This is a genomic window from Rhodococcus cerastii (genome assembly GCF_033042195.1).
In the GTDB taxonomy this organism is placed as follows: domain Bacteria; phylum Actinomycetota; class Actinomycetes; order Mycobacteriales; family Mycobacteriaceae; genus Rhodococcoides.
This window is the reverse complement of sequence record NZ_JAWLKF010000008.1, coordinates 117,078-143,905: the sequence shown is the minus strand read 5'-3', so window position 1 is coordinate 143,905 and position 26,828 is coordinate 117,078. Positions and strand designations below refer to the sequence as shown.

The window sequence follows — 26,828 nt, the reverse complement described above, 5'->3', positions numbered from 1 at the left end:
GGACAGCTCACATACGCAGGGTGCAGGCATTTCCCTGGTCGTCATAGTCCCCGTCGGCAGTGTTCTTCGATCGTTCACCTGCAGTTACGACAAAACGTCGGTTCGAGCGCGGTGGAGTTACTTGCCGCCCTGGTTTGCCACGGCAGCTGCACCTGCGGCCGCTGCTTCGGGGTCGAGGTAGGTGCCGCCCGGGTTGGTGGGCTTCAGCTTGCCGTCGACCTCGGTGAGGTCGTACTTCAGCGGAATACCGGTAGGGATGTTGAGTTCGGCGATATCCGCGTCGGAGATCTCGTCGAGGTACTTCACGAGAGCGCGCAGCGAGTTGCCGTGCGCGGCGACGAGCACGTTCTTGCCGGCCTTCAGATCGGCGACGATCGTCCCCTCGAAGTACGGGATCAGACGCTCGACGACGTCTGCGAGGCATTCGGTCAGTGGAACACTGTCCAGATCTGCGTAGCGCGGATCGGCGTCCTGGCTGTGCTCGCTGCCGATCTCGATGGGCGGCGGCGGGGTGTCGTAGCTACGACGCCACAGCATGAACTGCTCGTTGCCGTACTTGTCCTTGGTCTCGGCCTTGTTCAGTCCCTGCAGCGCGCCGTAGTGCCGTTCGTTGAGACGCCAGTCGCGGACGACGGGAATCCAGTGCCGATCGGCGGCGTCGAGTGCGAGGTTGGCGGTGCTGATCGCGCGGCGCAGCAACGAGGTGTACAGCAGGTCGGGCAGGATGCCTGCCTCGGCGAGGAGTTGGCCGGCACGCTTGCCCTCGGCCTCACCCTTCTCGGTCAGTCGCACGTCGACCCAGCCGGTGAACTGGTTGGACGCATTCCATTCGCTCTCGCCGTGACGAAGCAGAATCAAGGTTCCGATACTCATGCGGTCAGTTTCTCATGCTCCACGTCTCTTGGCCCTCGTGCGACCAGGACCGCGACGACGACGATCATCACGACGGCGGTGAGGGTGATCGGGATGGGGATGACGGGGTCGAACAACACGAGCACGGCACCAGCGGGCACCACGATGTTGACCAGCCGGTCGGCATTGGCGCGGATCGCGATCAGCCAGACACCGAGTACGAACACCGCGATCGGGATCGTGACGGTGAACGACGCGGCGACGTCGCCGAGCTTGCTGTGTTCGGTCAGTACATCGATCTCGACCTCGATGCCGGCCGAGAACGCGCCCGCGGCCGCGAAGATGAAGTAGTGGGCGTAGCCGTAGAACAGCGAGTTGCCGAGTCTGCCGATCGCACGGTGATGCGGGGGCCAGAAGTAGATCCACCACAGGCTCGCGGTGACGACGACGGTGAGAATGGAGATCGAGATCAGCGGTGCCAGCGCGGTTTCGTCGTGCAGCGCTTCGATGATGGCGTTGGCCGACGCGAGCAGAGATTCGCCGAGCAGGATCAGCGTGAACAGTCCGTAGCGCTCGGTGATGTGATGAGGGTGCCAGGGTGTTGCGCCCTTGCGCTCGGCGATGATCGGTACCGACATCTCGACGCCTGCGAGCACGACGAAGCCGATGATTGCGGCGGTACCGTCGAGCAGCAGCACCCAGGCAATCCACAGAACCTGAACTCCCGCAATACCTATCGCGTAGACCAGCGCGGTCTGTCGATGTTCGGGGTTTCGCGATGCCCGCAACCATTGGGTCACCATCGCCACGCGCATCACCACGTACCCGATCACCACGATCGTGAAATTCTCGTCGACGACCGATGGCTCGATCCCGGCGGCCAGTGTCAGAACGCCCGCCATCTGCACGACGGTGAGCACGCGATACAGCCAGTCGTCGGTGTCGAAGGACGTGGCGAACCAGGTGAAGTTCATCCACGCCCACCAGATCGCGAAGAACACGAGTGCATAGCCGAGCACGCCGTCGGCGATGTGATTCTCGGTGAGATCGTGATGGAGTTGAACCGCTGCAATGCTGACGGCCACCACGAACACCAGGTCGAAGAACAACTCGAGCGGGCTCGCGGAGCGATGCGGTTCCTTCGGATCGCGCGGTCGCATCGGCACAAGACGGGCAGCGGAGAGATTCACGATCGCAGACTAAGTCATCCGATTCGCGAATGTTGTCTCGATTGTGTTGCGAGGGTTGATATTACGGACATTTCAGACAATGTTCGACGCTTGGCCGCGGGGATTGCGGGACCTCACACCCCTTTTGCCGACCGCGCGCCGGGGTTCACGTCATGCCAGGGGTGTGAGGTGCGCAGAAAGGGTGTGAGGTTGCGGGCTATCCGCCCAGACCCGCCCCGATGTCGCCGATCCGAGCTCCCACACTCCGATCGACTTCTTCGGTCGCGACGAAATAGCGACGAAACACCGACCGCATCAATTGAACGACCTCGATGTGTTGCCTGATCGCGACAGCCGCCGACCGCTCTTCACCGTCCGCGAGTCTCTTGAACTTGCGACCCAGCTGTTGAGCTGAAGGAAGCGTGCCGAATGCGTCGAGATCGACGAGAAACTTGGTCTTCCCCAGCATTCCCGCAAGATGGTCGATGTATTCCGCGCAGACCTGATCGCACTGGGCAGCAACGCCCTCCGGAATGACCATCGACCCTGCCTCGGCACGTTCCGATAGGTTCTGCCAATACTGCATCGACTCGAATAGATCGCCGTTTCCAGATGTCATCGAACCTCTACCTTTCGGTCTACCGTGCCCGCGCGGGTAAATTGGTCCGCAAAGATTCCGTAACTCGACCGATTTCCGAACACGGTTCGCCCTTGGGCTCGCGCCCGGCCCTGCCGTCGAGAATGAAGTACACAACCCCTCCGATCACCTCGTACGCAACACCGCAGCTGACCTCCTGATAATTCGCAGTTCGCCGAAACTGCACAGCGCCGGCACTATCGGCGTCTGTGAAGTTGCCGAATTGGTCGTTCGTCTTCAGATAGTCGAGGTTGTTGTGCGAGGAAAACACTCCCAGGAAATACCATGACCCGGGATCGGGATCCGTCCAGATGCAGGTCTTCCATTCGGTGGACAGTGGCGCGTCTCCGAACAGGTTCGTACTCTTGCTCCCCACATCCAATCCCGCTGCCTTCACTGCACTGTCCGGAATGGTGCAGGGATCCCACGGCTCGTCCGCCACCGGTGTCGCAACCACCGAGCTCGTCGACGACTCTGCAATCGGCGCACCCTCCGTCGCCCCGCCACATCCAGCGACCGACGCCAAAACCCCCACCAGACCTGCCACCCACCACCGCGTCACGCTCACACCGCTCCCCTTCGTCGAACCCACCCACCCCTTGGACGCAGCGAACACCCACCTGGTTCCACCACAACTTCACACCCCTACTGCCAACCGCGCGCCCCTACTCGCCTCGGAGAAGGGCCGCGCGGTCCACAAAAAGGGTGTGAGGTCCCCCATCGACCGCACACGAACAACACCCCGCCCCACTGAGTGTGGGACGGGGTGTCGATGTGAATCGGAGTCTTACTTTCCGGCCTCCGCGGCGCGCAGGTCCTTGCGCAGAATCTTGCCGGCCGCGGACTTCGGGACGATGTCGATGAACTCGACGCGTCGTACCTTCTTGTGCGGCGACACGCGCTCGGCGACGAAGGCGATGATGCCTTCCTCGTCGATGGTGGCACCCTGCTGGCGGACGACGAATGCCTTGGGGATTTCTTCGCCCTCGTCGTCGAGCACACCGATGACGGCGGCGTCGGCGATCTCCTCGTGTGTCAGCAGCAGAGCCTCGAGCTCGGCCGGGGGCACCTGGTAGCCCTTGTACTTGATCAGTTCCTTGAGGCGGTCGACGATGTAGACGACGCCCTCGGGATCGACGACGGCGATGTCGCCGGTGTGCAGGTAACCGTCGGAGTCGAGGGTTTCTGCGGTGGCGGTGGGGTTGTTGAGGTACCCGACCATCACGTTCGGTCCCTTGACCCACAGCTCACCGGGCTTGCTCAATCCCTCTGCCGGCAGCTCGATCTCCTCGAGCGTGCCCGGGTCGACGAGCTTGTTCTCGGTGTTCGCCAGCGGCTGACCCACCGAGCTGAGCGGCATGTCGTCGCGATCGAACGGGATGGCGTGGCTGACGGGGCTGAGCTCGCTCATGCCGTAGCCCTGACGCACCCGCGTGTTCAGACGCTTCGCGACGGCCTTGCCGAGCTCCTCGTCCAGCGGTGCCGCACCGGAGAAGATGGTGTGCACGCTGGAGAGGTCGTACTGATCGATCATCGGGTGCTTGGCGAGCGCGACGGCCACCGGCGGTGCGATGAACAGGTACGTCAGCTTCTGATCCTGGATGATCCGGAGGAATTCGACGAGGTCGAACTTCGGCATCGTCACCAGGTGTGCACGCAGCTTGAGGGCGATGTTGAGCAGCACCGTCAGGCCGTAGATGTGGAAGAACGGCAGCAGCGCCAGGATCGCGTCGTTGCTGTCGATACCCACGCGCGGTTCCATCTGCGCCACGTTCGCGACGAGGTTGCGGTGGGTGAGGATGACGCCCTTCGGCACACCCGTCGTACCGGATGAGTACGGCAGCACCGCGACGTGTGTCGCTGGATCGAACGAGACCTCGGGGGCAGGTGCGCCCTGGGTGAGCAGGTCGCGCAGGTTCGGGTGGCCCTCTGCGCCGTCGAGCACGATGACGTGATCGGCGTCGAGGCCGACCTTCTCCGCGGCAGCCTTGGCCTGCGGGTACAGCGGGGACACGGTGAACAGGAATTTCGCGCCGGAGCCCGTGAGCTGCTTGGCGATGTCCTCGGCCGTGTACAGCGCGTTGATGGTCGTTGCGGTTCCGCCTGCGCGCAGGATGCCGTGCAGCACCGACGCGAACGCGGGCACGTTCGGCGAGTGGAGTCCGACGACGTCGCCGACTTCGAGTCCACGTGCGGCCAGAGCACCCGCGATGGCGTCGATCTGACCGATCAGCGACTTGTACGTGGTGACGTCACCCGAGGTTCCGTCGATCAGTGCAGGCTTGTCGAGGTCGGACTCGGCGATCGATCCGAACAGGAAGTCGTAGACGCTGAGGTCGGGAATCTCGACATCGGGAAAGGGACTGCGGAAGCTCATGGCTCTCCTTCGAAAAACTGCGGCAACAATGACCGAACCCTACAGTGAAAGCGGTCACAACGGACAGCGACCCTACCGCCGAGTCAGGTAGTGCGGGCGCTAACTTCGCGACGCATACGGTTTGCCTGCCGCGGCCGGCCCGCGAACATGGCCCACCAGGCCTGCGACGGCGAAGATGGTCACCACGTAGGGCAGCATCAGCATGAATTCGCTGGGCACGGGCGAGCCGATGATGCCCAGTACGTTCTGCAGGTTGGACGCGAATCCGAAGAGCAGTGCGGCCAGCGTCGCGCGTACCGGATCCCAGCGGCCGAAGATCACGGCGGCGAGAGCGATGTAGCCGGCGCCGGCTGTCATCTCCTTGCCGAAAGCGCCGACGGAGCCGAGAGTGAAGTACGCACCACCGAGTCCGGCGATGGCACCGGCGAGGCAGACGTTCCAGAACCGGGTGCGTGCGACGTTGATTCCGACGGTGTCGGCGGCTTGGGGATGCTCGCCGACGGCGCGCAGTCGCAGTCCCCACTTGGTGTGGAACAGGCCGAAGAACACGAGCGCGACGGCGATGTACATCAGGTACACGATGAGTGTCTGCCGAAACAGCACCGGTCCGAGAATCGGAATCTGCGAGAGCACCGGAATGTCGATGCGCCCGAACCGTGGTGGCGAGTTGAGCGTCTCGGCGTTCTTGGTCAGCACCACCGAGTACAGGAAGCTGGTCAACCCGACGACCAGCACGTTGAGCACCACACCCACGATGACCTGGTTGACGAAGTAGCGGATGGAGAACACCGCCAGCAACGACGCGGTCAGCGCTCCGGCGAGCAGAGCGGCGAGCAGTGCGACATAGGTCGAACCGGTGATCGACGCGACGACGGCGCTGACGAAAGCACCTGCGAGAAGCTGACCTTCGATGGCGATGTTGATGACGCCGACTCGCTCGGAGATGACGCCGCCCATGGCACCGAAGATCAGTGGCGTGCTCAAAGCGACTGCGCCGATGAGCAATCCGGGCACCGGGATGGTCTCGCCATCCGCTGCCCAGGCGAGGAAACCGAAGACGAACAGCACCGCGAACACTGCCAGCAGCCACAGTGGCGTCGAGCGGTACTGCGAGGCGAGGAACGCCGCGTACGCGGTGATGACAGCGAGCAGCACGACCACGACGAGACCGGTGCCGTACGACGGCACGCCCACTGCCGGCAGTGCGAAGAAGTCGTCCTCCGACGCCAGTGCGAATGTGCTTGTTCCCGAGCCCTTTCGGACCACGAACAGCAGCAGGGCCAGCAGCGTCACGAGTCCGAGGATCGACGGGACCTTCCAGCTCCGGCCGAGTACCGCTTCAGCGGCGGTGTCGGTCGAGGTGGTCACAGTGCACCCACCTTCGCGGTCTCGGCTTTCGCGAGTTTCTCTTCTCCTGGTTTCGGCAATCGGAACACCGCTCGCACGAGCGGCGGTGCGGCGATGAACAGCACGATCACGGACTGCACGACGAGCACGATGTCGATGGGGATGCCCTCTCCTGCCTGCATCGCGAATCCGCCGGCCTTGAACGCGCCGAACAGGATTCCCGCGACGAACACGCCCCACGGTTTCGATCGGCCGAGCAGTGCGACGGTGATGGCGTCGAATCCGATGCCTGCGTCGATGTCGGCGCTGAAGCCGGTGGTGACGGTGCCCAGTACCTGCGACACTCCGGCCAGACCGACGAGCGCACCGGACATGATCATGGCGTACAGGTAGATCCGGTTGACGTTCATACCGGCAACGCGGGACGCGTGCGGGTTCTCGCCGACAGCGCGAAAACGGAATCCGAGGCTCGATCGCTCGAGCAGCCACCACACCGCGATCGTCACGAAGATCACCAGCACGAAACCGAGGTGCAGGCTGTATCGGTCGCCGAAGAGCTTCGGGAACACCGCCGTCGACGCGATGGGCGCGGTCTTGGGGTTGTTCGATCCCGGGGCCTGCAGAGCGCCGGGGGTGCGCAGGAGGTACGCGACGAGGTAGAACGCGATGTAGTTGAGCATGATGGTGACGATCACCTCGTGAGCGCCGGTGCGCGCCTTGAGGAATCCGGCGATGCCGCCCCACACCGCGCCGCCGAGAACACCGGCGAGAACGGCGACCAACAGGTGCAACCCGGCAGGCAGGTTCACGCCGAACCCGACCCAGCCGGCGCACGCCGCGGCGATGAGCATCTGGCCTCGACCACCGATGTTGAACATGCCGACGCGGAAGGCAAGGGCCACACCGAGTCCGGCGACGATCAGCGGGGTGGCGAAGGTCAGCGTCTCCATCAGTGGCCGGATGCCGTTCTCGAATCCGGGTCGACGGAAGTTGTAGACCGAACCCTGGAACAGCGACGAGTACGCCCCGGAGACAGAATCCCAGATCGCCGTCAGCATGTCCGAGGGACGGGAGAAGAAGTACCCGGCCGATTCCTGGACGCCGGAGTTGGTGGCGGCGATGAGCACCGCACCCACGATCAGCGCCAGGAGTACCGCGAGAACCGAGATGATCGCACTGCCGGTGAAGATCTGCCGAAGCACCACATGCGACTTCGACGGTTCCTGGGATTTGGGGGGCTGTTCGGCCTCACTCACCACGTTCACCGCCCATCATCAAGCCGAGTGTTTCGCGGGACGTATCCCCGGGGACGATTCCCACGATTGCTCCTCGATACATGACGGCGATGCGGTCGGCCAGTGCGGCGACCTCGTCCAGTTCGCTCGACACCACGATGACCGGGATCCCCGAATCCCGGGTGGCGACGATGCGCTTGTGTACGAATTCGATGGATCCCACGTCGATTCCGCGAGTGGGCTGCGCTGCGACGAACAGACGCAGGTCTCGGCTCAGCTCTCGCGCGAGCACCACCTTCTGCTGATTGCCACCGGACAGGCGTCCGACGGCGGTGCCGATTCCCGGTGCGCGCACGTCGAATTCGCTGAGCTTCTCCGACGCGAACGTCTCGAGGTACTCGCGCTGCACCGCGCCGCGCCGCACGAACGGCATGCTGTTGGAGCGATCGAGCATCAGGTTCTCCGCGATGGAGAATTCACCCACCAACCCGTCGACGGTCCGATCCTCCGGCACGAAGCCGACGCCTGCGTCGAGCACGTCCTGCACCGTCGACCCGACGAGCGATTTGCCGTCGAGGCTGATCTTGCCGGATACGTTGTCCTGCAACCCGAGTAGGGCTTCGACGAATTCGGTCTGGCCGTTGCCCTGCACGCCGGCGATGGCCAGGATCTCCCCCGCCGCGACTTCGAGGCTGACGTCGTCGACGGTCTTGTTGCCCTGGGCGTCGAACACCGACAGGTTCTCGATGACCAGTGCCGCGTCCCCCGGCGTGGCCGGATCCTTCGAGACGGTCAGCTGCACATCGCGTCCCACCATCAGTGCAGCGAGCTCGGTGTTGCTGGCGGTGGGCTTTGCTTCTCCGACGACCTTGCCGAGCCGGATGACGGTGATCTTGTCGGCTACTTCGCGTACTTCGCGCAGCTTGTGGGTGATGAAGACGATCGTGGTGCCCGACGCCGCGAGTTCCCGCATGATCCGCATCAGATCGTCGGTCTCCTGCGGCGTCAGGACGGCCGTCGGCTCGTCGAACACGAGCACCTTGGCCTCACGAGAGAGTGCCTTGACGATCTCGACCCGCTGCTGCACGCCGACGGGGAGGTCGTCGACGAGAGCATCGGGGTCGAGGTCGAAGCCGAACCTCGCGGATATCTCCCGCACCAGCTTCCGCGCTGCCACGAGGTCGAGTCGTCCACCGAGCGAGGTGGTTTCGTTGCCGAGCACGATGTTCTCGGCAACGGTGAACACCGGAATCAGCATGAAGTGCTGATGCACCATGCCGATCCCGGCAGTCATGGCCTCGCCCGGTCCGGCGAAGTTCTGCTCGACGTCGTCGAGCAGGATCTGGCCCTCCTCGGCGCGATACAGGCCGCTGAGCACGTTCATCAACGTGGACTTGCCCGCACCGTTCTCGCCGAGCAGGCAGTGGATCTCGCCGGATTCGACACTCAGATCGATGTGGTCGTTGGCGATCAACGAGCCGAATCGTTTGGTGATACCGCGAAGTTCGAGCTTCATGAACTACTTGGGTGCCGAGGGAGACTCGACGGTGATGGATCCGTCGATGATGCCGGCCTTGATCGTGTCCAGCTCGCCCTGCAGTGCGGGGTCGACCTCGGACTCGAAATCGTGGAACGGTGCGATACCGACTCCGTCGTTCTCGAGCGTGCCCACGTACGGGGTGTTGTCGAATGCATCGGCACCGGAGTTGGCGACGACCTCGTCGACGCTGGTCTTGAGGCCCTTGGTCACCGAGGTGAGCAGCAGGTCGCCGACCGACGGGTCGGATTCGAAGACGTCGGCGTCGGCGCCGATGAGGGCGACCGGACGCGAGGAGTCCCGAATGGCCTGTGCCGCACTCTGATAGATGGGTCCACCGACCGGGAAGATGACGTCGGCGTTCTGGTCGATCAGACCCTGGGCGGTGTTCTTGGCGACCTCGTTGGCGGTGAATCCGCCGGTGAACGAGCCGTTCTGCGAGGGCACGTCCCAGCCGATGACGCGGACTGCCTCGCCCTTCTGCTCGTTGAAGTAGTTCACGCCGTCGGCGAAACCGTCCATGAAGATGGTGACGGTCGGCAGCTGGGAGCCACCGAACGTACCGACCACTCCGGTTGTGCTGTAGCTGGCGGCCGCGTAGCCGGCGAGGAATGCGGACTGCGACGCGTCGTAGGTCAGCGGCTTGACGTTCGGCAGATCGATGGTGGAGTCGTCGATGATCGCGAAGTCGATGTCGGAGTTGGCCTCGGCGGCGACCTTGGTGGCGTCGGCCAGATCGAATCCGACGGTGACGATGAGGTTGCAGCCCTGATCGACGAGGTTGTTGATGTTGGGGCCGTAGTCGGTGGGCGACGCGGACTCGACGGTGCGCGGCTCGACGCCGAGCTCCTCGGAGGCTTCGGTCAGGCCCTCGAACCCGAGCTGGTTGAACGACTTGTCGTCGAATCCGCCACTGTCGGAGACCATGCAGGGCAGGAAGTCACTCGATGCGCTTCCGCCCGATCCTTCGTCTTCGGGGGCAGATCCACAGCCTGCGATCAGGGCGATGGCACCGAGCGACGCAACGCCGCCGAGTGCTGCCTTCCGCGTACTCGTGCGGGTAACGAATGACAAGATGTCCTCCAATTTAGGTGTACTTCGTCTGGGTCGGGACGCTACTCGCGCGGGCGAGGGTGCGCAGGATTTCACTCAGGTGTCTTGTCGGGCACGGCCTTCTCGGAAGAGAGATCGTCGGGCAAGCTGCCGCCTTCACGGAGTATTCGTGCTTCGTCCTCACGCACCATCACTGCCGGCCCCGCTGCCACCACCGAGGGGTTCGGCGGAGTACCGGGCTTGAACACGTTGAAGAATACGTTGAGTACCACCGCGACGATGCTGGCGGCACTGATTCCGGAGTGGAAGATCGTGACGAACCAGTCCGGGAACTCGTCCCAGAAGTCGCTCGCGACAACAGGTATGAGACCGAACGCCAAGGTCACCGCCACGATGACCACGTTGGAGTTGTTGTCGTAGTTCACCTTGCCGAGGGTGCGGATACCGCTGGCGGCGACGGTTCCGAACAGCGCTATGCCGGCACCGCCGAGCACGGGCAACGGGACGACCCCGACGACGGCCGCGAGAATCGGCGAAAGGCCCAGCAGCGCAAGCACGCCACCGCCCATCGCGACGACGAAGCGGCTCTTGATGCCGGTCATCGCGACCAGGCCGACGTTCTGTGCGAAGGCCGTGGCCGGGAAGGTGTTGAAGATCGGGGCGACGGCAGAGGAGACCATGTCGGCGCGCAGGCCGTCGCCGACGCGCTTGGAGTCGACGTCGGTTCCGACCACTTCGCCGACGGCGAGGATGTCGGCGGTGGTCTCGACCATGATCACCAGGATGACGATGGTCATCGACACGATCGCGCCGATTGCGAAGATCGGCGAGCCGAAGGCGAAGGGTGTCGGGACGGCCACCACGGACGCGTCGGCGACGCCGTCGAAGTCGGTCCTGCCGACGATCAGTGCCGCGATGGTGCCGACGACGAGTCCGAGCAGGATCGACAGCCGCGACAGTCCGGGGATCTTGGTCATCACCAGCACGGCGAGGAGGGTGAACATCGCCAGCCCGATGTTGCCGGGGTCCAGGTAGTTCGGGTTCGGCGCTCCGCCCACCATCTCCTGGCCGGTGATCCAGCGCGCGGCCACCGGCATCAGGGACAGTCCGATGACGGTGATGATGCTTCCGGTCACCAACGGCGGGAAGAAGCGAACGATCTTGGAGAAGAACGGAGCGATGGCCAATCCGATCAGCGCGGCCACCAGAACGGCTCCGAGCACCGTGCGCAGTCCGGTTCGCCCGTCCTCCGCGCTGCCGATGATCGTCAGAACCGTCGAGACCGACGCGAACGAAATGCCCTGCACGAGCGGCAGTTGCGAGCCGAAGAACGGGATGCCGATCGTTTGCAGCACAGTTGCCACGCCACTGACGAACAGTGCGCAGGAGATCAACAGTGCCTGATCGGTCCCCGACAGTCCGGCCGCTCCACCGACGATGATCGGAACGGCGATGACGCCGCCGAACATCGAGAGAATGTGTTGCAGGCCGTAGCCGAACATCTGCAGCACCGGTGGGCGAGCGTCCTCTGGCCTGGTCATGGCCCTAGGCTAGGAACCGGACGTTACCGGCAGCAACGCCGTCCCATTTCCGGCGAGTTACGCTTCCCGCTCGTCCACCAGGTGCTCGAATGCCTTGAGGTTCGCCAACGATTCGCCGCGCGAGACGCGCCACGCCCATTCGCGTTTGATGGACTCGGCGAATCCCAGTTCGAGCAGCACGTTGAAGTCGCCGTCCGCGGCTTCGAGGGTCTGTCCGAGAATGCGATCGAGTTCGTCACCGGTGACGGCGTGCAACGAGATTCGGCCGACGAGGTAGATGTCGCCGACCTTGTCGATCGTGTAATGGACCCCGTACAGGCGGCGGTTGCGTCGCAGCAGGTACCTGAAGACGCCCTCGAAGTTCTCGTCGGGTTTGCGGCAGACGAACGCCTCGATGCGCACCCCGTGATGCCCGACGGTCAGCATCGTCGTTGTCTTGAGCTTGCGTTCCCCCGGCAGCTCGACGGTGAACACGTCCCCGCGCCGGGTGTAGTCCAGCTCGCGGTCCTTCAGTGCCCGGTCGATCAGTTCGGCAGTCTCGCTCATGCAGTCACAGCTCCTGATCTGCGTAGTTTCGACAATCCTCTGACGCGTCGCGGCGAGAACTCGCTCGGCCCCTCGCCGCGGTCGAAGTGGAACTTGGCCTGCCGGTAGCTCTCGATGAGTCCGTCGGCGGTGTGCTCCCACGAGAAGTTGCGGGCGTGCAGCGGTGCTGCGGTCGCCATGTCGGCCAACGCAACTGGGTCCGACAGCATCGACGACAGCGCATCGGCCCAATCGTCGGTGCGGTGGCCTTGCACCAGGCGTCCGGTCTCGCCCGACCGCACCGCCACGCCGAGTCCGCCGACGTCGGCGGCCAGGACAGGAGTTCCGCAGGCCTGGGCTTCGATCGCGACCAGGCCGAACGATTCGTTGTAGCTCGGCACGGCGACGATGTCCGCGGCGCGGTAGATCTGGGCCAGTCGCGCCGACGGTTGCGGCGGCATGAACGTCACCCGGGCAGCTATCCCCAGGTTCTCGGCCAGATCGATGAGGCTGTCGGGTCGATCCAGTCCGCTGCCGGACGGGCCGCCGACGATGAGGACGCGCAGTGGTGTTCTCGGATTGCGCTGCAGCACTTCGGCAGCCGCGGCGATCAGCACGTCGGGGGCCTTGAGCGGCTGGATGCGTCCGACGAATGCGACGATCGACTCGTCGGGATTCAACCCGAGTTCGGCGCGCGCCGCCAGCTTGTCCCCCGGATTGTATTGCGCCAGATCGGCTCCCGGAGCAACCACGTCGATCGAACCCTGCTGCGCCCCGTAGATCTCGACGAGGGACTTCGCTTCCTCGGTGGTGTTGGCGATGAGCCGGTCCGCCTCGGCCACCACTTGCTGCTCACCGATCTGACGCGCGGCGGGCTCGGGCGAGTCGCCCTGCGCCAGAGACGCGTTCTTGACCGCGGCGAGAGTGTGCGCGGTGTGGACCAGGGGCACTCCCCAGCGATCGCGCGCCAGCCAGCCGACCTGCCCCGAGAGCCAGTAGTGCGAATGAACCAGGTCGTAGTAGCCGGGTTCGTGGCGCGCTTCCTCGCGCAGCACCCCGGCTGCGAACGCGCACAGCTGTGTGGGCAGGTCGTGCTTGTCCAGGCCCTCGAACGGACCCGCGACGATGTTGCGCACCAGCACACCGGGAGCTGCCTCGACGACGGGAGCATCGGTCGACGCCGTCGCGCGGGTGAAGATCTCGACCTCCACACCTCGTTTGGCCAGCTCTTTAGCGCTCTGCAGCACGTAGACGTTCATGCCGCCCGCATCGCCCGTTCCGGGCTGCGCCAGCGGGGAGGTATGCAAGGACAACACAGCGACCCTGTTCAGCTGGCGTCCAGTCACTTCTTCAGTGTGCACGCCTCCACATTACGTCTCGATAACTACCCCTTCTCACGGCTGGCCCTGCCTCACACCGAGACCGTCGACGAACTCGCTCACCTCGGTGAGGAATCGCTGCGGATCGGCTACGAACGGGCCGTGGTCGACGCCCTCCCAGTACGACGCCACCGCCGTGGGAATCAGCTCCGCAGCGTGCCGTCCGGCAGAGACGTCGACGACGGTGTCCTCGGTTCCGTGCAGCACGAACGCCGGGATGTCGAGGCCGCGCAGCAGGTCGTCGTGGCCGACCGCTCGATCGAACAGGGCGGCGCGAACCCGTGGCCTCGTCGACAGCGTCAGCCCGAACAATGCCTGCGCTTGCGTGCCCTTACCGTCCGTTGGCCCGGTCAGCGCGTGCCCGAAACTCCCGAGCGCCTTGATCGCGACCCGAGGCTCCTCGGCCATCGCTCCGGGGATCGCCGCTCGCATCGCCGTCCCGACGCGGCCGCCTGCCTCTCCCCTGCCGATGCTGGTGATCGCGCCGACGAGCACGATTCCCGCCACCGCGCCCGTGCCGTGTTCGGCGAGATAGTCGCAGATCACCAGTCCTCCGTACGACCACCCCAGCAGCACCGCGTCGGCGGTGATGTTCTCGGCGGCCAGCACGGCAGCCACGTCTCCCGCCCAGTTCTTCGGGTTTTCGTAACCGGCCGACGGGGCGTCGGAGTAGCCGTGTCCGCGTAGATCCACCGCGAGAACGCGATAGCGCTCGGCCAGGTCGGCCAGCAGTCCCTCGCCCCAGCAGGCCGAACTCTGGGCCCACCCGTGCAGCAGGATCAGTGGCCGCGCCGCAGGGTCACCGCTGACGCGGTAGACGATGTTGACTCCGTCGACGCCGGTGGCCTGACGAACCGGTCCTGCTGCAGGGATGCTTGTATCGGGCTTGCTCATAGTGGCTGAACCTACGCGGCGGCCCTGCGCATCGAGGCGAGCGGATCGGAGTACAGGGCGCTGAGGGAGACCACGGTCGCGGCATACTCCTGCACCTTGTTACCGAAACCGGTCACCCGAATGTCCCTGCGCTCCAACGTCGAATGGGCAGCGAAGGCCTTTCCCACGTGCGGAATTCCGGCCGGGTACGCGGTGAACGCCTGGCCTCCGAGTACGACGCGGTCCGGATTGAACATGTCGCGCAGCAGCGCCACCGTCCGGCCCAGAATCTGCGCCCGCTCGACGAGCAGCTCCCGCGCCGCCTCCGAGCCGCTCTGCGCTGCCTGATACACCGCAGTGATACTCGGACGAGGTTGCGGCGCAACAATTTTGCGGTCCACGGCTGCGGCGACCACCGCTCGATCACTGACGGACGCCTCGAGGCATCCGCGATTTCCGCAGTCGCACAGCGCCGATGATCCGGCGGGTAGATGCGCGATGGAGCCCGGTCCGCTCGTGGGGGTGTGCACGCGGCCGTCGATGGTCAGCGCCATGCCCGCGGTCTCACGGGCGTAGAAGTACAGCGAGGTTCCGCTGGTGCTCTGCGCCACATCGCTGTCCGACAGCCGCGGTGCAAGGAGCAGCTCCGACGCCGCCATGGCCTCGACGTGGCCGGAGACCGAGATCGGCAGCCCCAGGCCACCGCCGATGATGCCGGCGACTCGGCCGTTCTCCCATCCCAACCGCGGGTGGTCGACGGTGCCGCTCGTGGTGTCGACGCGTCCACCGATCGCCACCCCGACCCACAGCGGGGTGCGGCGATGCCAGCGTCCGGCGAAGGCATGTGCGCTACGGGTGACGGAGGCAAGAGCTGTCTCGGAAGAGCCGGCGGGCGTGGGTATTTCGACGGCACCGAGGATGCGCCCCCGCAGATCGCTGACGGTGATGCCGGTGACGACGGCTCCGATGTGGATGCCGATGGTCGAGAACGGTTCGTGGTTGACCTCGAACGGCACCCGTGGGCGTCCGATCGCGCCGGGTGCCGTCAGGTCTGCGCGCTCACGGAGCAGTCCGACGGCGAGCAGGGCCGACACCTGACGGTTGACCGTGGCGATACTCGAACCGGTTGCGCGAGCGGCACGCTCGCGCGAGATGGGCCCTTCGACGCAGGCGACTCGAAGCACCGACGCGGCGGGACTGTCGGCGATCCGCAGATCGGGTGCGACGAGTTGGACGCGCGATCGAGGCCTCGGCAGAGACCGCACGGAGGTTGGGCCGGAGCGGTGGTGCAGCGTTGATACGGACATTCGTTGTGATCCTCGGCAGTGGCAGACCTCCGCCGTGAACGGACAACGACGGAAGAGCGAAGTGATGCAGGTCAAGGGTGAATGCGGCGGCCACGAAGGGACCACGGCACGCGAATCGACTGCCCGTAGCGGAAAGGCTAGAGACAGATTCCTTGGCCGGGACAACACAGTTCCCGAGGAAGCGGCAAGCGAGAACCGAGGGACGCGGTCACATAGGTGACCCGCATCGCGGTGGTCTCACTGGCGGACATGGGTCCAAAATTAGCACCCTCGCGTCCGGTGTCCAATCGGGCATCGGAAAGAACGGGGTACGCCGGGCATAGAATTTCGCCATGACCTCGTCCGAACACATTTCCCCCGATGCCCGAATCGCCGTCGTCACCGGAGCGAGCTCCGGCATCGGCGCGGCCACCGCCCGCCAACTCGCCGCCGACGGATTCCACGTCGTGATCGGAGCCCGCCGCCTCGACCGGCTGGAGGAGTTGGCGTCGGAGATCGGTGGTACTGCCCTCGAACTCGATGTGACGGAGGAGGATTCGGTCGCGGCGTTCACCGCGGTCATTCCCCGCGTCGACGTGCTGATCAACAATGCCGGCGGCGCCAAGGGCTTGGCCCCGGTGATCGACGCCGACCTCGACGATTGGCGCTGGATGTGGGAGACCAACGTGCTCGGTACATTGCGGGTGACGAAGTCGTTGCTGCCCAAGCTGATCGACTCCGGTGACGGCCTGATCGTCACCATCACATCCGTTGCCGCGTTCGAGGCCTACGACAACGGTTCGGGCTACACCTCGGCCAAACACGCTCAGGCAGTGCTGCATCGGACGCTGCGCGGAGAGTTGCTGGGCAAGCCGGTTCGCTTGACCGAGGTTGCGCCGGGTGCCGTGGAAACCGAGTTCTCCCTCGTCCGGTTCGACGGCGACGCGGCCAAGGCCGATGCCGTCTACCAGGGCATCACACCGCTGGTGGCGAGCGATATCGCCGAGGTCATCGGCTTCGTGGCCTCGCGCCCCTCGCACGTCAACCTGGACCAGATCATCATCAAGCCACGTGACCAGGCCGGTCCGGGGCGCTTCTCCCGCACGTAGCGGCTTCGCCGCACGTGAGCGGAAACTCGACCCCTGCTACGAGTTTTCGCTCACCTGCGGCTACGCCGCTCCCATCGACTCCCACGTCGGCCAGTCGATGGCCCAGTCGTACAGGTCGCCGTCCGCGGCCGAGAGGTCGATGCGAGTTCCGGTGACCTCGACGGGGTCGCCGTACATCGCCGTCTGGAAGTACTCCTGCGCGTCGGCGTCGGAGAGGTTGATGCACCCGTTGGTGACGTTCGACGCGCCCTGCACTCCGGTGGTCAGCGGATTGGCGTGGATGAATTCACCGTTGTTGGAGATGCGCACCGCCCAGCGTTCGCGAACGTTCTCGTAGAACGGCGGGTTGGACATCAGGAAGTCCTCGTGCTTCTCGGTGACGACGTGGATGCCGCTGCGGGTGACGTTGCGATCCTCGTTGCCCTCGCCGTAGCTGACGGGGATGTCCATGATCGTCTGGCCGTCACGGACCACCTGCATGCGGTGGCTGGTCGCGTCGGCGATGACCACCTGGCTGCGTCCGATGCTGAAGTTCAGGGTGACGTCGTCGGCTCCGTACGCGCCGTCGCCGTAGTTCACGCCGTAGAGCTTGGCGTCCACCGAGACCGTCGTGCCAGGAACCCAGTAGTCGGTGGGACGCCAGTGGATGCGCGAGCCGTTGTCGTCGGGGAACCAGGCCCACGCGCCGGGGGTCGGCGGGTTGGTGGTCACCGTCAACGCCTTCTCGACGGCCGCCTTGTCCGCGATCGCCGAGTCGAACTGCAGGATGATCGGCGCGGCGATGCCGACTTCTTGGCCGTCGCCGATGTTGGTACTCACCGACGTACGGCTGTCGGGTTCGACGGTGGTGAAGGCCCCGGTGATGTCGACGGTCTTGTTGTCGCTGCCCAGTGCGGTGCCGGACCACGTGTACTGCACGCCGTAGCCGAGGGGCTCGGTGACGGCATACGAGGTCTTGTCGGGTGAGAGCGCGCCCTGGACGACCTTGCCGTCGGGGTTGGTCAACGCCACCTGGGTGAGCGTTCCGTCGGCGACCGAGACCGAGATCGGGGCGACGGGACTGACGTCGACGGCACCTGCGACCGGGTTCTCGGTGACCTGGGCGACGGGAGCTGTCTCGGTGGTCGGGGCCGCGGCACCCGAGTTGCCATCGCCCGATCCGACGGTGCAGCCTGCCACGAGTGCCACCAAGGCGACGAGCACGGCGATCAACCACACCGTGCGCGTCCGTTTTGTCTGTTCTACCTGCTCATGCACGTTGTCCAACGTACCTGCGTCTGCGAACTACCCTGATTTTCGGGGGCAGGATCACAGGTGCAGGAGTGGAGCCTGCGGAATGAACTCAGAGTTTGCGCGTGCGCAGTTCGTGGCCTTTCGAGGTGAGGCAGCGGCCGGTCTCGAGGTTCCAATCCCATCCGTGCAGATTGCAGGTGAGCTTCTTTCCCTCGACGATGCCGAACTTCGTCAGGTCCGCCTTCAGGTGTGGGCAGCGGCGTTGGATCTCGTAGCCGCCCATCGTGATCGTGGCGGTGTCGTCGTGCGCCTCGGAGAACCAACCGTCTGCGTAGGCGATGCGTTCGTCGGTGAGGCACTTGAAGAACGTGTAGAGAAATTCGTTGTAGCCGCCGACGCGTCGGGCCCGGAAGCGGGTGGACAGGAAGATCGAGTTGACCCAGTCCGGCTCCTGGTCGCGTATGGCGGTGCGTACCAGCTCCGGCGGGATGGTGAAGCTGTAGCGGAACTTCTCATCCGAAATCGGTTCGCGCACAATTCGTTTCGGAAAGTCGAGTACGACGGTTTCGTCACCCATCGTGATTCCGACGGGGTAGCCGATGCCGTCGCAGATCAGATCGGTCTGGGCCATGATCGGCTCGAACAGGCCTCGCATCGGCTCGAGCAGGGGCTCGCCCTCGGCCGGAGCCCAGGCTGCCTTCTCGGCAGCGATGACCGACGCCTGACGCTGGGCGTAGGCCTCGATGTAGTCGGCCTTGCCGGTGGTGAAGATGGCCTCGGCCTCGGCCGTCGGGATCGGGTGCTCGTGCGACTTCAGGTCCGAGCCCTCGAACGTCGCCGTCGTTCCGGGCATCATCAGCAGGCCCTTGTCGTGCCCGTGCAGACGCATCTGCTCGAGGAACACCATCTGGTCCGGGAACACGTTGGCCGGGTCGCCGTAGACGTCGTTGAGCGAACGCAGCTCGTCGTCGAGGAAACACGGCGGGCCTGCGGACGGAATCACCCACGTCGAGCCGACCTGCTCGATGTACTGGCGCGCCCGATCCATCTGACGCTGACGCTTCTGGATGCCGAAGTTCTTCTTCGCGCGCGAGACCATGTCGTAGACCATCGGGTACCAGATCGCGCCCGAGTACTGCAGCATGTGCACGTCCACGGGACCGAAGTTCTCGGTCATCACGTCCAGGTCCACCGGCCTCGCGTCGTTCATGTTGAACGCGACGGTCTTGCCGTCCGAGACGACCAGACCCGAGTCACCGATGGGACCGTCGGCGGGCGCACGCAGCGCGATGATCATGATGTCGAGATCGCCCTTGGGCCCGGAGATCGTGTGCTTGACCGAGTCCGTCGTCTCGTAGAACTTGTGGAACCCGAGCTTCTCGAGCTCGTGCTTGAGATCGAGCACCGGATAGTCCGGCAGCAGAACCGTCGCATCCTTGTTGACGTGTTCGGCCAGGTTCTTCGGGTCGAAATGGTCCTTGTGCAGGTGCGAGACGTAGAGGTAATCGCAATCACCCAGAGCGTCCCAGTCCAGGCCCGAGTTGTCGGGAAACGGGAACCACGACGCATAGAACGACGGGTTCACCCACGGGTCGCACAGGATGCTTCCGGCGTCGGTCCGAATATGGAATCCCGCATGTCCCACGCTGGTGACCTGCACTGATTTACCTCCTACGAGCTTTCACTTGCAAAGCTCCATCGTATGCGCCGTTTCGACCTGCCCTAACCGAGCGCGCAGTTGACGAGGTCACACTCGGGCGTGAGCGTGACGCCGAACTTCTCCTGCACGCCGTCTCGCACGTGCGCAGCCAGCGCCATGATGTCCGACGCGGTGGCCCCACCCCTGTTGGTGACGGCCAGCACGTGCTTGGACGACAACGCCGCAGTGCCGCGCCCGAATTCGGTGCCGTAACCGCGCGGAAAGCCCGCGTTCTGGATCAGCCATGCGGCCGGAATCTTGGTTCCCGCGGGGTCGGGGAAGCTGGGCGCGTGCGCTGCGGCCTCGGGCACCTCGGGCAGTACCGGGTTGAGGAAGAACGATCCGACGCTCCACGTGTCGTGATCGCTCGCGTCGAGCACCATCCCCCGCTCGCCGCGCAGAGCCAGCACGGCCGCGCGCACGTCCGGCACCGGTACGACGTCACCGATCTGCACGTCGAGTCGCTCCGACAACGCCGCGTAGCGCACCGGAAGCGACTCGGTCGTCTTCTTCAGCGCGAACGTCACATCCAAGATCACGTACCGCGAGGACCGCTTGAACACCGACGATCGATGCGTTCCGAATCCGCACTGCTCCGGCGTCCACACCGAAGTCTCCTGGGTCTGTCGGTCGTAGACGGTGAGAGCGTGCAGCAACTCCGACGTCGACGCGCCGTACGCGCCCACGTTCTGGATGGGCGTCGCACCGGTGGTTCCTGGAATGCCCGACAGCGCCTCCATGCCGGACAGTCCCGCATCGATCGTCGCCTGCACGACGGCATCCCACTCGACGCCCGCGTCGACCGTGACGATCTCGCCGTCGATCTCCAGCCGCGAACCGGTCACCCGAATCACCCGGCCATCGAACCCCTCGTCGCCGACGACCAGATTGGATCCACCGCCGACGACCAGCACATCGGTCCCCGCGCGATCCGCGTCGCGCACGAGGGAGACCAACTCGTCGCCGGTCGTCGCGACGCAGAATTCACGGGCCGGGCCGCCCACCCGAATGGTGGTGAGCTCCGAAATTGCAGTAGGCACGGACTCTCACGCTACCGGTCGCGCACAAGCGTCGGACCCACCCGGTAACCTGCGGGGATGCCTCGCCCCATTGAGCACAGCTCGACTGTGCCCGCCTCCGCCGACAAGGTCCACGCCGCACTGACGTCCGAGCAGTACTGGAAGGACCGCATCGAGCAGATCGGCGGCCCCAGCGCCAGCGTGAAGAGCATCACCGTCGGCGACGGCACCATCGACGTCGTCATGACCCAGGCCGTCCCCGAAGAGGAGTTGCCGGCCGCGGTGACTGCGTTCAAGAAGGGCGACCTCATCATCGAACGCACCGAGAGCTGGGGACCGTTCGACGGTACCCACGCCGCCGGCACCTTCGGAGCGACCGTCGAAGGCGCACCGGCCCGCATCACCGGCACCACCACGCTCGACGCCACCGGCGAGGCGACGACCATCGCGCTGGCCGGCACCACCGAGGTCAAGGTCCCGATCTTCGGCGGCAAGATCGAAGCGATGATCAGCGAGCAGGTGCTCTCGCTCATCGACAACGAGCAGGACTTCACCGGTAACTGGATCGCCGCGCAGGGCAACGGCTAGCCTGGCGCACTATGGCTCGCCGAATGAACTACTCCGCCCGGTTCACCCACTCGACGCAGCAGGTCTATGCAGCGCTCTCCAGTCGCGATCACTGGGATGCGCGCATCGAGGAGATGCGTAAGTACTCGGAGAACGAGCTGAAGAGCTTCGAGGTGTCCGACGCCGGAATCGACATCGTGATGCACCACGTCATCCCGCGCACCGAATTGCCCGACATCGCGCAGACGGTGATGAAGAAAGACATGGTCATCACCCGCAACGTGCACTTCGACGCCTACGAGGAAGTCACCGCGGGCCACTACGACGCGTCGATTCCGGCCGGACCCGGCTCGCTGAAGGGCACCACCTCGCTCTTCCCCACCAACGGCGGTTCGACGCTGCGCACCTCCTCCGAGGCCAAGGTCTTCCTACCGTTCATCGGTGGCAAGCTCGAGCAGCTCATGCTCGTCAACCTCATCGACCTGTGGCGCGGTGAAGGCGAAGTAACCGCCGACTGGCTCGAAAAGAACGCCTAGCCCTGAGCAAGCCGAACAGGGGTCGTTCCGCAGGCTCCACTCCCCATCTGGGTCGTTCCGCAGGCTCCACTCCTGCCCCCGAAGGCGCCATCACCCGCGGCACCACCGGCATCAATCGGCTGCGTCGTAGCGACCGGTGGCTGATGCACAGTCCCGATGTTCGACGCGTTCTGCAGGGCTCGCCCGATCCCCTCGTCGTCGACCTCGGGTACGGGGCGATGCCGAACACGACCCTCGAGCTGGCCGGGCGGCTGCGCACCGTCCGGCCCGATCTTCGAGTCACCGGTCTGGAGATCGACCCCGCACGCGTCGTTCCGGGGAGTGACGGCGTCGAGTTCGCCCGCGGCGGTTTCGAGCTGGCGGGATTGCGCCCCAACCTGGTCCGGGCGTTCAACGTACTGCGGCAGTATCCCGAGGACGCGGTACCTGCTGCCTGGCAACGCATTCTGTCGGGCCTGGCACCGGGCGGCCTGCTGATGGACGGCACCTGCGACGAGCTCGGTCGACGTTGCGCCTGGGTGTTGCTCGACGCCGATGGGCCACGTTCACTGACGCTGGCATGGGATCCGTTCGACGTCGAGATGCCGTCGGACATCGCGGAGCGGCTACCGAAGGTGTTGATTCATCGCAACATCGAGGGTGAGCTCGTGCACGATCTGCTTCGACGGGCCGACAGAGCGTGGTCGGTGTCGGCACCGCTGGCACCGTTCGGGCCTCGAATTCGATGGCGCGCGGCCATGAAAGTGCTTGCCGACCAAGGCCTTCCGATCACACTCCCCCGCCGACGAATGCGAGACAACGTGCTCACGGTCCCGTGGTCCTCGGTCGCACCTGCACCGTGAATCGGGTGCAGCTGACCGCGCTGAGCGCGGTCGGTTGCACCCGATTTCGCGGCTAAGTGCAGGCGGACAGCGCCAGTTCGACGCGTTCGGCCACTCGATCGGTGCTGTTTCCGGCCTCGGTGTACAGCGTGTGCGGGTCGACGCGACCGATCGCGACGGCGTCGCACACCACCTCGTCGAGGGTGATCTGCGAGATGCCACCTGCGGCGAGGTCGAGCACCGTGCGCACCGGGGTGGTGAGGTTGAACGTGCCTGCCGATTCGACGTCCCGCGGCTCGAGCCGCAGACGATGAACCGCCAGCCTGGTGTCGGTCAGTCGTAGGTCGCCGAATGCGCAGACGTGCACGAATTGCGGGTGGAGGTGCCCGAATCCGTGTAGCTCGGCCGCGCTCTGGTGCGAGATCACGGCCTCGCCGCCGAACCAGGCGCACCACATGGCGAACACCTCGAGTTCGCTGTGGGGCCACTGGCCGAGTCGGAACAGGTTGCGCTCGACGCGAGTCCACGTGTTCGTGGCCAGATTGACGCGCACCATCGCAGGATCGAAGCCGAGCTCAGCGGCCTGCTCGGCAGTGAAATAGCCGTCCTGACGAGTGGCCAACGAGTGCAGCTCGTGCACGCTCGGTCCTGTCGTACTCATAACGCAAGAGTACGTCACAATGTGTTACAGGTCACAAACTTTGGTACCGGCTACACAGGTTCGGCGAGTTTCACAGAGCTTGCTCAGAATCATCGGGAAGACTGCCAGGAATGTCATCCACAGCCAGGCGCAGCACAGCACCGCTGATCGCAGTCTCCGTCGTTGTCGTCCTCCTCGTCGCCGTCATCGGTGGCGAGTTGTTCGTGCGTCAGCAGATCAAATCCTGCCTCGCCGGTCAGCTCGAATCCGAGCTCGGCAGCCAGGTCGAGGTCGGTCTCGGCTTGAAGCCGGTCCTGCTCTCACTGGTGGACAAGAAGGTCTCCTCGGTGACCGTCGACAGCAACGACGCGCGCTTCGGACCCGCCGAGGGCATGGTCGTCCAGGCCGAGGCACGTGACCTGAATCTGACGCAGACCGCCGACTCCGGCGGCACCATCGGCAGCTCGAGTGCGGACATCTCGTGGTCCACCGACGGCATCACCCGCACCCTGCAGAGCCAGGGCATCGGCGCGATCGTCTCCGGCGTCACCTCGGACGCATCGGCGGGCACCCTCGACTTCGCCGTCGGCGCTCTGGCGAATCTGACCGTCAAGCCGGAGGTCGTGGACGGCAGGGTCGACTTCCAGACCGTCGACGCGTCGATCCTGGGTCTCGGCATCCCCACCGATCTGGTCGACTCGGTCGTCGGCGTGCTGACCGACAGCCTGCAGGCCTACCCGTTGGACATGGCTCCGACGTCGCTGACCGTCACCGACAGCGGCATCGAGCTCACCCTCGAGGGCGGGCAGTACACGATTCCGGTGACCCAGCAGGATCAGAGCCAGCCGACTCCCGAGGGTTGCTCGCTCGTCGCATAACCCATGTGCGCGGAACCTCGTAGCCTGCTACGAGTTTCCGTGCACATGCGACGCAGTCGCTCTAGCCCAGACCGTCCAGTACCGCGCGTGTTCCCGACAGTCCCAATCGTGTTGCGCCCGCGTCGATCATGGCCAGGGCGGCGTCCGTGGTGCGGATGCCGCCGCTGGCCTTGACGCCCAGTCGTCCGCCGACGGTCTCTGCCATCAGTCGCACGGCCTCGACGCTCGCGCCGCCGGCCGGGTGGAATCCGGTGGACGTCTTGACGAAGTCGGCACCGGCTTTCTCGGCGGCGCGGCACACCTCGACGATCGCCTCGTCGGACAGTGCTGCCGATTCGATGATCACCTTCAGGACAGCGTTTCCGGCGATCCCTTCACGGACGGTGACGATGTCGGCCAGCACCGCGTTGTAGTCCCCCGCGATGGCCGCGCCGACGTCGATCACCATGTCGACCTCGTCGGCACCTTGCTGCACCGCGAGCCTGGCCTCGGATCCCTTGATCAACGAGTGATGCTTGCCCGACGGGAATCCCGCGACGACGGCGGTGAGCATTCCTTCGGCGCGAATCGGCAGCATCGAGGGCGATACGCACACCGCGAGCACTCCGAGTTCGCGGCCTTCCTCGATGAGGGCGGCCACGTCGGCCTGGGTGGCTTCGGGCTTGAGCAGCGTGTGGTCGACCATTCCGGCGAGGGCGGCGCGGGTGAGTGTCATGCGGTCCAGCTTTTCACAGCTCTGCCATTCGTAACCCTGTCGGTCTACGATTTTCGGTCATGACCGCAGCGTCGCTCGCCGCCACCTTCAACGCCACCAGCAGGGAGTTCGACGGCCTGACGCCGCAGGTGTGGGGCCCGGCCGGGCAGTCGCTCGCCTTCGCGCTCGAATTGGCCACCGGGGACGCGGTTCTCGACGTCTGTTCCGGCACCGGGGCGTCGGCGATTCCCGCGGCGGCGGCCGTGGGCCCCGACGGTCTCGTGCATGCCATCGATCTGGCCGACGACCTGTTGGAGGTGGGCCGGGTGAAAGCCACCGACCGTGCACTGCGCAACATCGACTTCGTCCTCGCCGACGCCACCGAGTGGGAGCCGCCGTCGACTGTTCCCGATGCCGGCTACGACGCGTTGGCCTGTTCGTACGGCATCTTCTTTCTGCCCGATCCCGAGGGGGATTTCGCTCGTCTGGTGTCTCTGGTTCGTCCGGGCGGTCGCGTCGGGGTGACGGTGTGGCGCAAGGGTGCGATCGAGGCGTTCGCGGGCACGTACTTCGAGGTGATCGGCGGGCATTCGCCGCCGAGCGAGCACGACGGGCCGCTCCCGCAGGACGGTTACGACAAGCACCCGATCCGGCGGATGGAGACGGCAGAGCTTCTGTCCGCATGGCTCACCGCGGCAGGCACCACCGATGTCGAGGTCGTGGAGCTGTCCAACCACGTTCCCGCGACGGAGTCGTTCGTGTGGGATCTCGTGCTGGGCAGCGCGATGCGGGGCGCGCTGACACCGTTCGACGAGGCGACCCGGACGCGGATCCGTGCCGAGTTCTCCGCGCTGCTGACCGAGCGTGGAATCGACTCGATCGATCTCGGGACACTGGTGGCAACCGGGGTGCGGACGCCCTGAGACAATCGGCGCTATGAGTTCTTCCGTATCCGAGGATCGCCGTTACGTTCTGTCGCTCGGTTGCCCCGACAAGACGGGCATCGTCGCCCGCATCTCGACCTTCCTCGCCGAGGTCGGTGGATGGATCGTCGAGGCCGCCTATCACGCCGATCCCGACACCGGGTGGTTCTTCACCCGGCAGGCCGTACGCGCGTCGTCAGTGGACATGAGCATCGAGGAGCTGCGCACACGTTTCGCCGCGGTGGCCGCCGAACTCGGCCCGGAAACCGAATGGACACTTCATGATTCGGGCGAGCCCAAGCGCGTGGTCCTGCTCGTCAGCAAGGAAGCACACTGCTTGCACGACCTCCTCGGCCGCGCCGCGGGCGGCGAGCTGCCCGCTCAGATCTCCGCGGTGATCGGCAACCACAAGTCACTCGAGCCGATCGCCGCCGCACACGGCACACCGTTCCATCACGTCGAGTTCGCGAAGGATCCGGCCGAGCGCGGTCCTGCCTTCGAAGAGGTGCGGTCGCTGGTCGATTCCTACGACCCGCACGCGGTGGTGCTGGCACGGTTCATGCAGGTTCTCCCCGAGTCACTGTGCGCGCACTGGGCTGGCCGCGCCATTAACATCCATCACAGCTTCCTGCCGTCGTTCGTCGGCGCTCGTCCGTACCACCAGGCATTCGCGCGGGGTGTGAAACTGATCGGTGCGACGTGCCACTACGTGACGGCCGAGCTCGACGCGGGTCCGATCATCGAGCAGGACGTCATCCGCGTCGATCATTCCGACGAGGTGGTCGACATGGTGCGTCAGGGTCGCGACATCGAGAAGCTTGTGCTTTCCCGCGGTCTGCGGTGGCACCTGGAGGATCGTGTCCTGGTGCACGGCCGCAAGACCGTGGTGTTCAGCTGA

The 26,828-nt window shown here is 65.2% G+C and carries 26 protein-coding genes; 7 read left to right on the top strand and 19 right to left on the bottom strand.

From position 1 onward, the window contains the following. Positions 1-117: 117 nt before the first annotated feature. The 14 genes from R3P93_RS15830 to R3P93_RS15765 form a co-directional block, all read right to left on the bottom strand. The gene (locus tag R3P93_RS15830; RefSeq protein ID WP_317533411.1) at positions 118-873 is read right to left on the bottom strand and encodes a phosphoglyceromutase; all 756 of its coding nucleotides are present in this window, start codon (positions 871-873) and stop codon (positions 118-120) included. Continuing rightward, positions 870-2,012 carry a low temperature requirement protein A gene (locus tag R3P93_RS15825; protein ID WP_068046504.1) on the bottom strand — a complete coding sequence of 381 codons (1,143 nt, stop codon included), beginning with the start codon at positions 2,010-2,012 and terminating at the stop codon, positions 870-872. The genes R3P93_RS15830 and R3P93_RS15825 overlap by 4 nt, the downstream gene beginning before the upstream one ends. A gap of 226 nt (positions 2,013-2,238) precedes the next feature. Beyond that, on the bottom strand, positions 2,239-2,640 hold the full coding sequence (locus tag R3P93_RS15820) for a hypothetical protein (RefSeq protein ID WP_317533410.1): 402 nt from the start codon (positions 2,638-2,640) through the stop codon (positions 2,239-2,241). A 19-nt stretch (positions 2,641-2,659) separates the two neighbouring features. Beyond that, on the bottom strand, positions 2,660-3,226 hold the full coding sequence (locus tag R3P93_RS15815; protein WP_317533409.1) for a DUF3558 domain-containing protein: 567 nt from the start codon (positions 3,224-3,226) through the stop codon (positions 2,660-2,662). A gap of 219 nt (positions 3,227-3,445) precedes the next feature. Beyond that, on the bottom strand, positions 3,446-5,035 hold the full coding sequence (locus R3P93_RS15810) for an AMP-binding protein (RefSeq protein WP_068046514.1): 1,590 nt from the start codon (positions 5,033-5,035) through the stop codon (positions 3,446-3,448). 99 nt (positions 5,036-5,134) lie between these two features. Then, a complete protein-coding gene (locus tag R3P93_RS15805; protein ID WP_094669971.1) occupies positions 5,135-6,403 on the bottom strand; it encodes an ABC transporter permease in 1,269 nt (422 codons plus the stop codon). Beyond that, positions 6,400-7,638, bottom strand: coding sequence for an ABC transporter permease (locus R3P93_RS15800; RefSeq protein WP_256991605.1), 1,239 nt, complete (start codon positions 7,636-7,638; stop codon positions 6,400-6,402). Before R3P93_RS15800 ends, R3P93_RS15805 begins: the two co-directional genes overlap by 4 nt. Beyond that, complete coding sequence (locus R3P93_RS15795) at positions 7,631-9,133, bottom strand: ABC transporter ATP-binding protein (protein WP_094669970.1); 1,503 nt, start codon at positions 9,131-9,133, stop codon at positions 7,631-7,633. The genes R3P93_RS15800 and R3P93_RS15795 overlap by 8 nt, the downstream gene beginning before the upstream one ends. 3 nt (positions 9,134-9,136) lie before the next feature. After that, positions 9,137-10,228, bottom strand: coding sequence for a BMP family lipoprotein (locus tag R3P93_RS15790; protein WP_231893693.1), 1,092 nt, complete (start codon positions 10,226-10,228; stop codon positions 9,137-9,139). Positions 10,229-10,299: 71 nt separating this feature from the next. Next, entirely contained in the window at positions 10,300-11,748 is a 1,449-nt protein-coding gene (locus R3P93_RS15785) for a nucleobase:cation symporter-2 family protein (RefSeq protein ID WP_269595718.1), read from the bottom strand. Positions 11,749-11,805: 57 nt separating this feature from the next. Beyond that, positions 11,806-12,294, bottom strand: coding sequence for a type III secretion system chaperone family protein (locus R3P93_RS15780; protein WP_317533408.1), 489 nt, complete (start codon positions 12,292-12,294; stop codon positions 11,806-11,808). After that, positions 12,291-13,619 (bottom strand): D-inositol-3-phosphate glycosyltransferase, encoded by a 1,329-nt coding sequence (mshA, locus tag R3P93_RS15775; protein WP_176460405.1) that lies wholly within the window; start codon positions 13,617-13,619, stop codon positions 12,291-12,293. Before mshA ends, R3P93_RS15780 begins: the two co-directional genes overlap by 4 nt. 48 nt (positions 13,620-13,667) lie before the next feature. Next, a complete protein-coding gene (locus tag R3P93_RS15770) occupies positions 13,668-14,546 on the bottom strand; it encodes an alpha/beta fold hydrolase (protein WP_317533407.1) in 879 nt (292 codons plus the stop codon). Between the two features lie 11 nt (positions 14,547-14,557). Beyond that, entirely contained in the window at positions 14,558-15,832 is a 1,275-nt protein-coding gene (locus R3P93_RS15765; RefSeq protein WP_317533406.1) for an ROK family protein, read from the bottom strand. Between the two features lie 332 nt (positions 15,833-16,164). On the opposite strand from R3P93_RS15765, the gene R3P93_RS15760 reads away from it, so the two are divergent. Further along, the gene (locus tag R3P93_RS15760) at positions 16,165-16,920 is read left to right on the top strand and encodes an SDR family NAD(P)-dependent oxidoreductase (RefSeq protein WP_094687909.1); all 756 of its coding nucleotides are present in this window, start codon (positions 16,165-16,167) and stop codon (positions 16,918-16,920) included. A gap of 60 nt (positions 16,921-16,980) precedes the next feature. On the opposite strand, the gene R3P93_RS15755 is transcribed toward R3P93_RS15760, so the two are convergent. From R3P93_RS15755 to R3P93_RS15745, 3 genes are all read right to left on the bottom strand, one after another. After that, the gene (locus tag R3P93_RS15755) at positions 16,981-18,177 is read right to left on the bottom strand and encodes a L,D-transpeptidase (protein WP_317533405.1); all 1,197 of its coding nucleotides are present in this window, start codon (positions 18,175-18,177) and stop codon (positions 16,981-16,983) included. Between the two features lie 85 nt (positions 18,178-18,262). Then, entirely contained in the window at positions 18,263-19,813 is a 1,551-nt protein-coding gene (locus R3P93_RS15750; RefSeq protein ID WP_317533404.1) for an MBL fold metallo-hydrolase, read from the bottom strand. A 62-nt stretch (positions 19,814-19,875) separates the two neighbouring features. Next, positions 19,876-20,892, bottom strand: a complete 1,017-nt coding sequence (locus R3P93_RS15745) for a UDP-N-acetylmuramate dehydrogenase (RefSeq protein WP_317533403.1) — start codon at positions 20,890-20,892, stop codon at positions 19,876-19,878. A gap of 57 nt (positions 20,893-20,949) precedes the next feature. Here R3P93_RS15745 and R3P93_RS15740 point away from each other — a divergent pair, with 57 nt between their 5' ends. The 3 genes from R3P93_RS15740 to R3P93_RS15730 all read left to right on the top strand — a co-directional run bounded on the left by R3P93_RS15740 (position 20,950) and on the right by R3P93_RS15730 (position 22,816). Next, a complete protein-coding gene (locus R3P93_RS15740) occupies positions 20,950-21,459 on the top strand; it encodes a DUF2505 domain-containing protein (protein ID WP_317533402.1) in 510 nt (169 codons plus the stop codon). 11 nt (positions 21,460-21,470) lie between these two features. Continuing rightward, positions 21,471-21,974, top strand: a complete 504-nt coding sequence (locus R3P93_RS15735) for a DUF2505 domain-containing protein (RefSeq protein WP_032380350.1) — start codon at positions 21,471-21,473, stop codon at positions 21,972-21,974. Between the two features lie 143 nt (positions 21,975-22,117). Then, positions 22,118-22,816, top strand: a complete 699-nt coding sequence (locus R3P93_RS15730; RefSeq protein WP_317533401.1) for a class I SAM-dependent methyltransferase — start codon at positions 22,118-22,120, stop codon at positions 22,814-22,816. A 52-nt stretch (positions 22,817-22,868) separates the two neighbouring features. Here the strand turns inward: R3P93_RS15730 and R3P93_RS15725 are convergent, their stop codons facing one another. Continuing rightward, positions 22,869-23,456: a type IV toxin-antitoxin system AbiEi family antitoxin domain-containing protein gene (locus tag R3P93_RS15725; RefSeq protein ID WP_317533400.1), complete on the bottom strand. Its 588-nt coding sequence runs from the start codon at positions 23,454-23,456 to the stop codon at positions 22,869-22,871. A 110-nt stretch (positions 23,457-23,566) separates the two neighbouring features. Here R3P93_RS15725 and R3P93_RS15720 point away from each other — a divergent pair, with 110 nt between their 5' ends. Beyond that, positions 23,567-24,313, top strand: a complete 747-nt coding sequence (locus tag R3P93_RS15720) for an LmeA family phospholipid-binding protein (protein WP_317533399.1) — start codon at positions 23,567-23,569, stop codon at positions 24,311-24,313. Positions 24,314-24,374: 61 nt separating this feature from the next. Here the strand turns inward: R3P93_RS15720 and deoC are convergent, their stop codons facing one another. After that, positions 24,375-25,028 carry a deoxyribose-phosphate aldolase gene (deoC, locus tag R3P93_RS15715; protein ID WP_394855311.1) on the bottom strand — a complete coding sequence of 218 codons (654 nt, stop codon included), beginning with the start codon at positions 25,026-25,028 and terminating at the stop codon, positions 24,375-24,377. 59 nt (positions 25,029-25,087) lie between these two features. Here deoC and R3P93_RS15710 point away from each other — a divergent pair, with 59 nt between their 5' ends. Next, positions 25,088-25,930, top strand: a complete 843-nt coding sequence (locus R3P93_RS15710; RefSeq protein WP_317533398.1) for a class I SAM-dependent methyltransferase — start codon at positions 25,088-25,090, stop codon at positions 25,928-25,930. 13 nt (positions 25,931-25,943) lie between these two features. Then, positions 25,944-26,828, top strand: coding sequence for a formyltetrahydrofolate deformylase (gene purU, locus R3P93_RS15705; protein WP_094641049.1), 885 nt, complete (start codon positions 25,944-25,946; stop codon positions 26,826-26,828).

Bases quoted from the DNA above. Each gene is read 5' to 3' on its own strand.
- R3P93_RS15830 (WP_317533411.1), bottom strand. From the start codon at position 873: ATGAGTATCGGAACCTTGATTCTGCTTCGTCACGGCGAGAGCGAATGG.
- R3P93_RS15825 (WP_068046504.1), bottom strand. From the start codon at position 2,012: ATGCGACCGCGCGATCCGAAGGAACCGCATCGCTCCGCGAGCCCGCTC.
- R3P93_RS15820 (WP_317533410.1), bottom strand. From the start codon at position 2,640: ATGACATCTGGAAACGGCGATCTATTCGAGTCGATGCAGTATTGGCAG.
- R3P93_RS15810 (WP_068046514.1), bottom strand. From the start codon at position 5,035: ATGAGCTTCCGCAGTCCCTTTCCCGATGTCGAGATTCCCGACCTCAGC.
- R3P93_RS15795 (WP_094669970.1), bottom strand. From the start codon at position 9,133: ATGAAGCTCGAACTTCGCGGTATCACCAAACGATTCGGCTCGTTGATC.
- R3P93_RS15785 (WP_269595718.1), bottom strand. From the start codon at position 11,748: ATGACCAGGCCAGAGGACGCTCGCCCACCGGTGCTGCAGATGTTCGGC.
- R3P93_RS15780 (WP_317533408.1), bottom strand. From the start codon at position 12,294: ATGAGCGAGACTGCCGAACTGATCGACCGGGCACTGAAGGACCGCGAG.
- R3P93_RS15770 (WP_317533407.1), bottom strand. From the start codon at position 14,546: ATGAGCAAGCCCGATACAAGCATCCCTGCAGCAGGACCGGTTCGTCAG.
- R3P93_RS15765 (WP_317533406.1), bottom strand. From the start codon at position 15,832: ATGTCCGTATCAACGCTGCACCACCGCTCCGGCCCAACCTCCGTGCGG.
- R3P93_RS15760 (WP_094687909.1), top strand. From the start codon at position 16,165: ATGACCTCGTCCGAACACATTTCCCCCGATGCCCGAATCGCCGTCGTC.
- R3P93_RS15740 (WP_317533402.1), top strand. From the start codon at position 20,950: ATGCCTCGCCCCATTGAGCACAGCTCGACTGTGCCCGCCTCCGCCGAC.
- R3P93_RS15735 (WP_032380350.1), top strand. From the start codon at position 21,471: ATGGCTCGCCGAATGAACTACTCCGCCCGGTTCACCCACTCGACGCAG.
- R3P93_RS15730 (WP_317533401.1), top strand. From the start codon at position 22,118: ATGCACAGTCCCGATGTTCGACGCGTTCTGCAGGGCTCGCCCGATCCC.
- R3P93_RS15725 (WP_317533400.1), bottom strand. From the start codon at position 23,456: ATGAGTACGACAGGACCGAGCGTGCACGAGCTGCACTCGTTGGCCACT.
- R3P93_RS15720 (WP_317533399.1), top strand. From the start codon at position 23,567: ATGTCATCCACAGCCAGGCGCAGCACAGCACCGCTGATCGCAGTCTCC.
- deoC (WP_394855311.1), bottom strand. From the start codon at position 25,028: ATGACACTCACCCGCGCCGCCCTCGCCGGAATGGTCGACCACACGCTG.
- R3P93_RS15710 (WP_317533398.1), top strand. From the start codon at position 25,088: ATGACCGCAGCGTCGCTCGCCGCCACCTTCAACGCCACCAGCAGGGAG.
- purU (WP_094641049.1), top strand. From the start codon at position 25,944: ATGAGTTCTTCCGTATCCGAGGATCGCCGTTACGTTCTGTCGCTCGGT.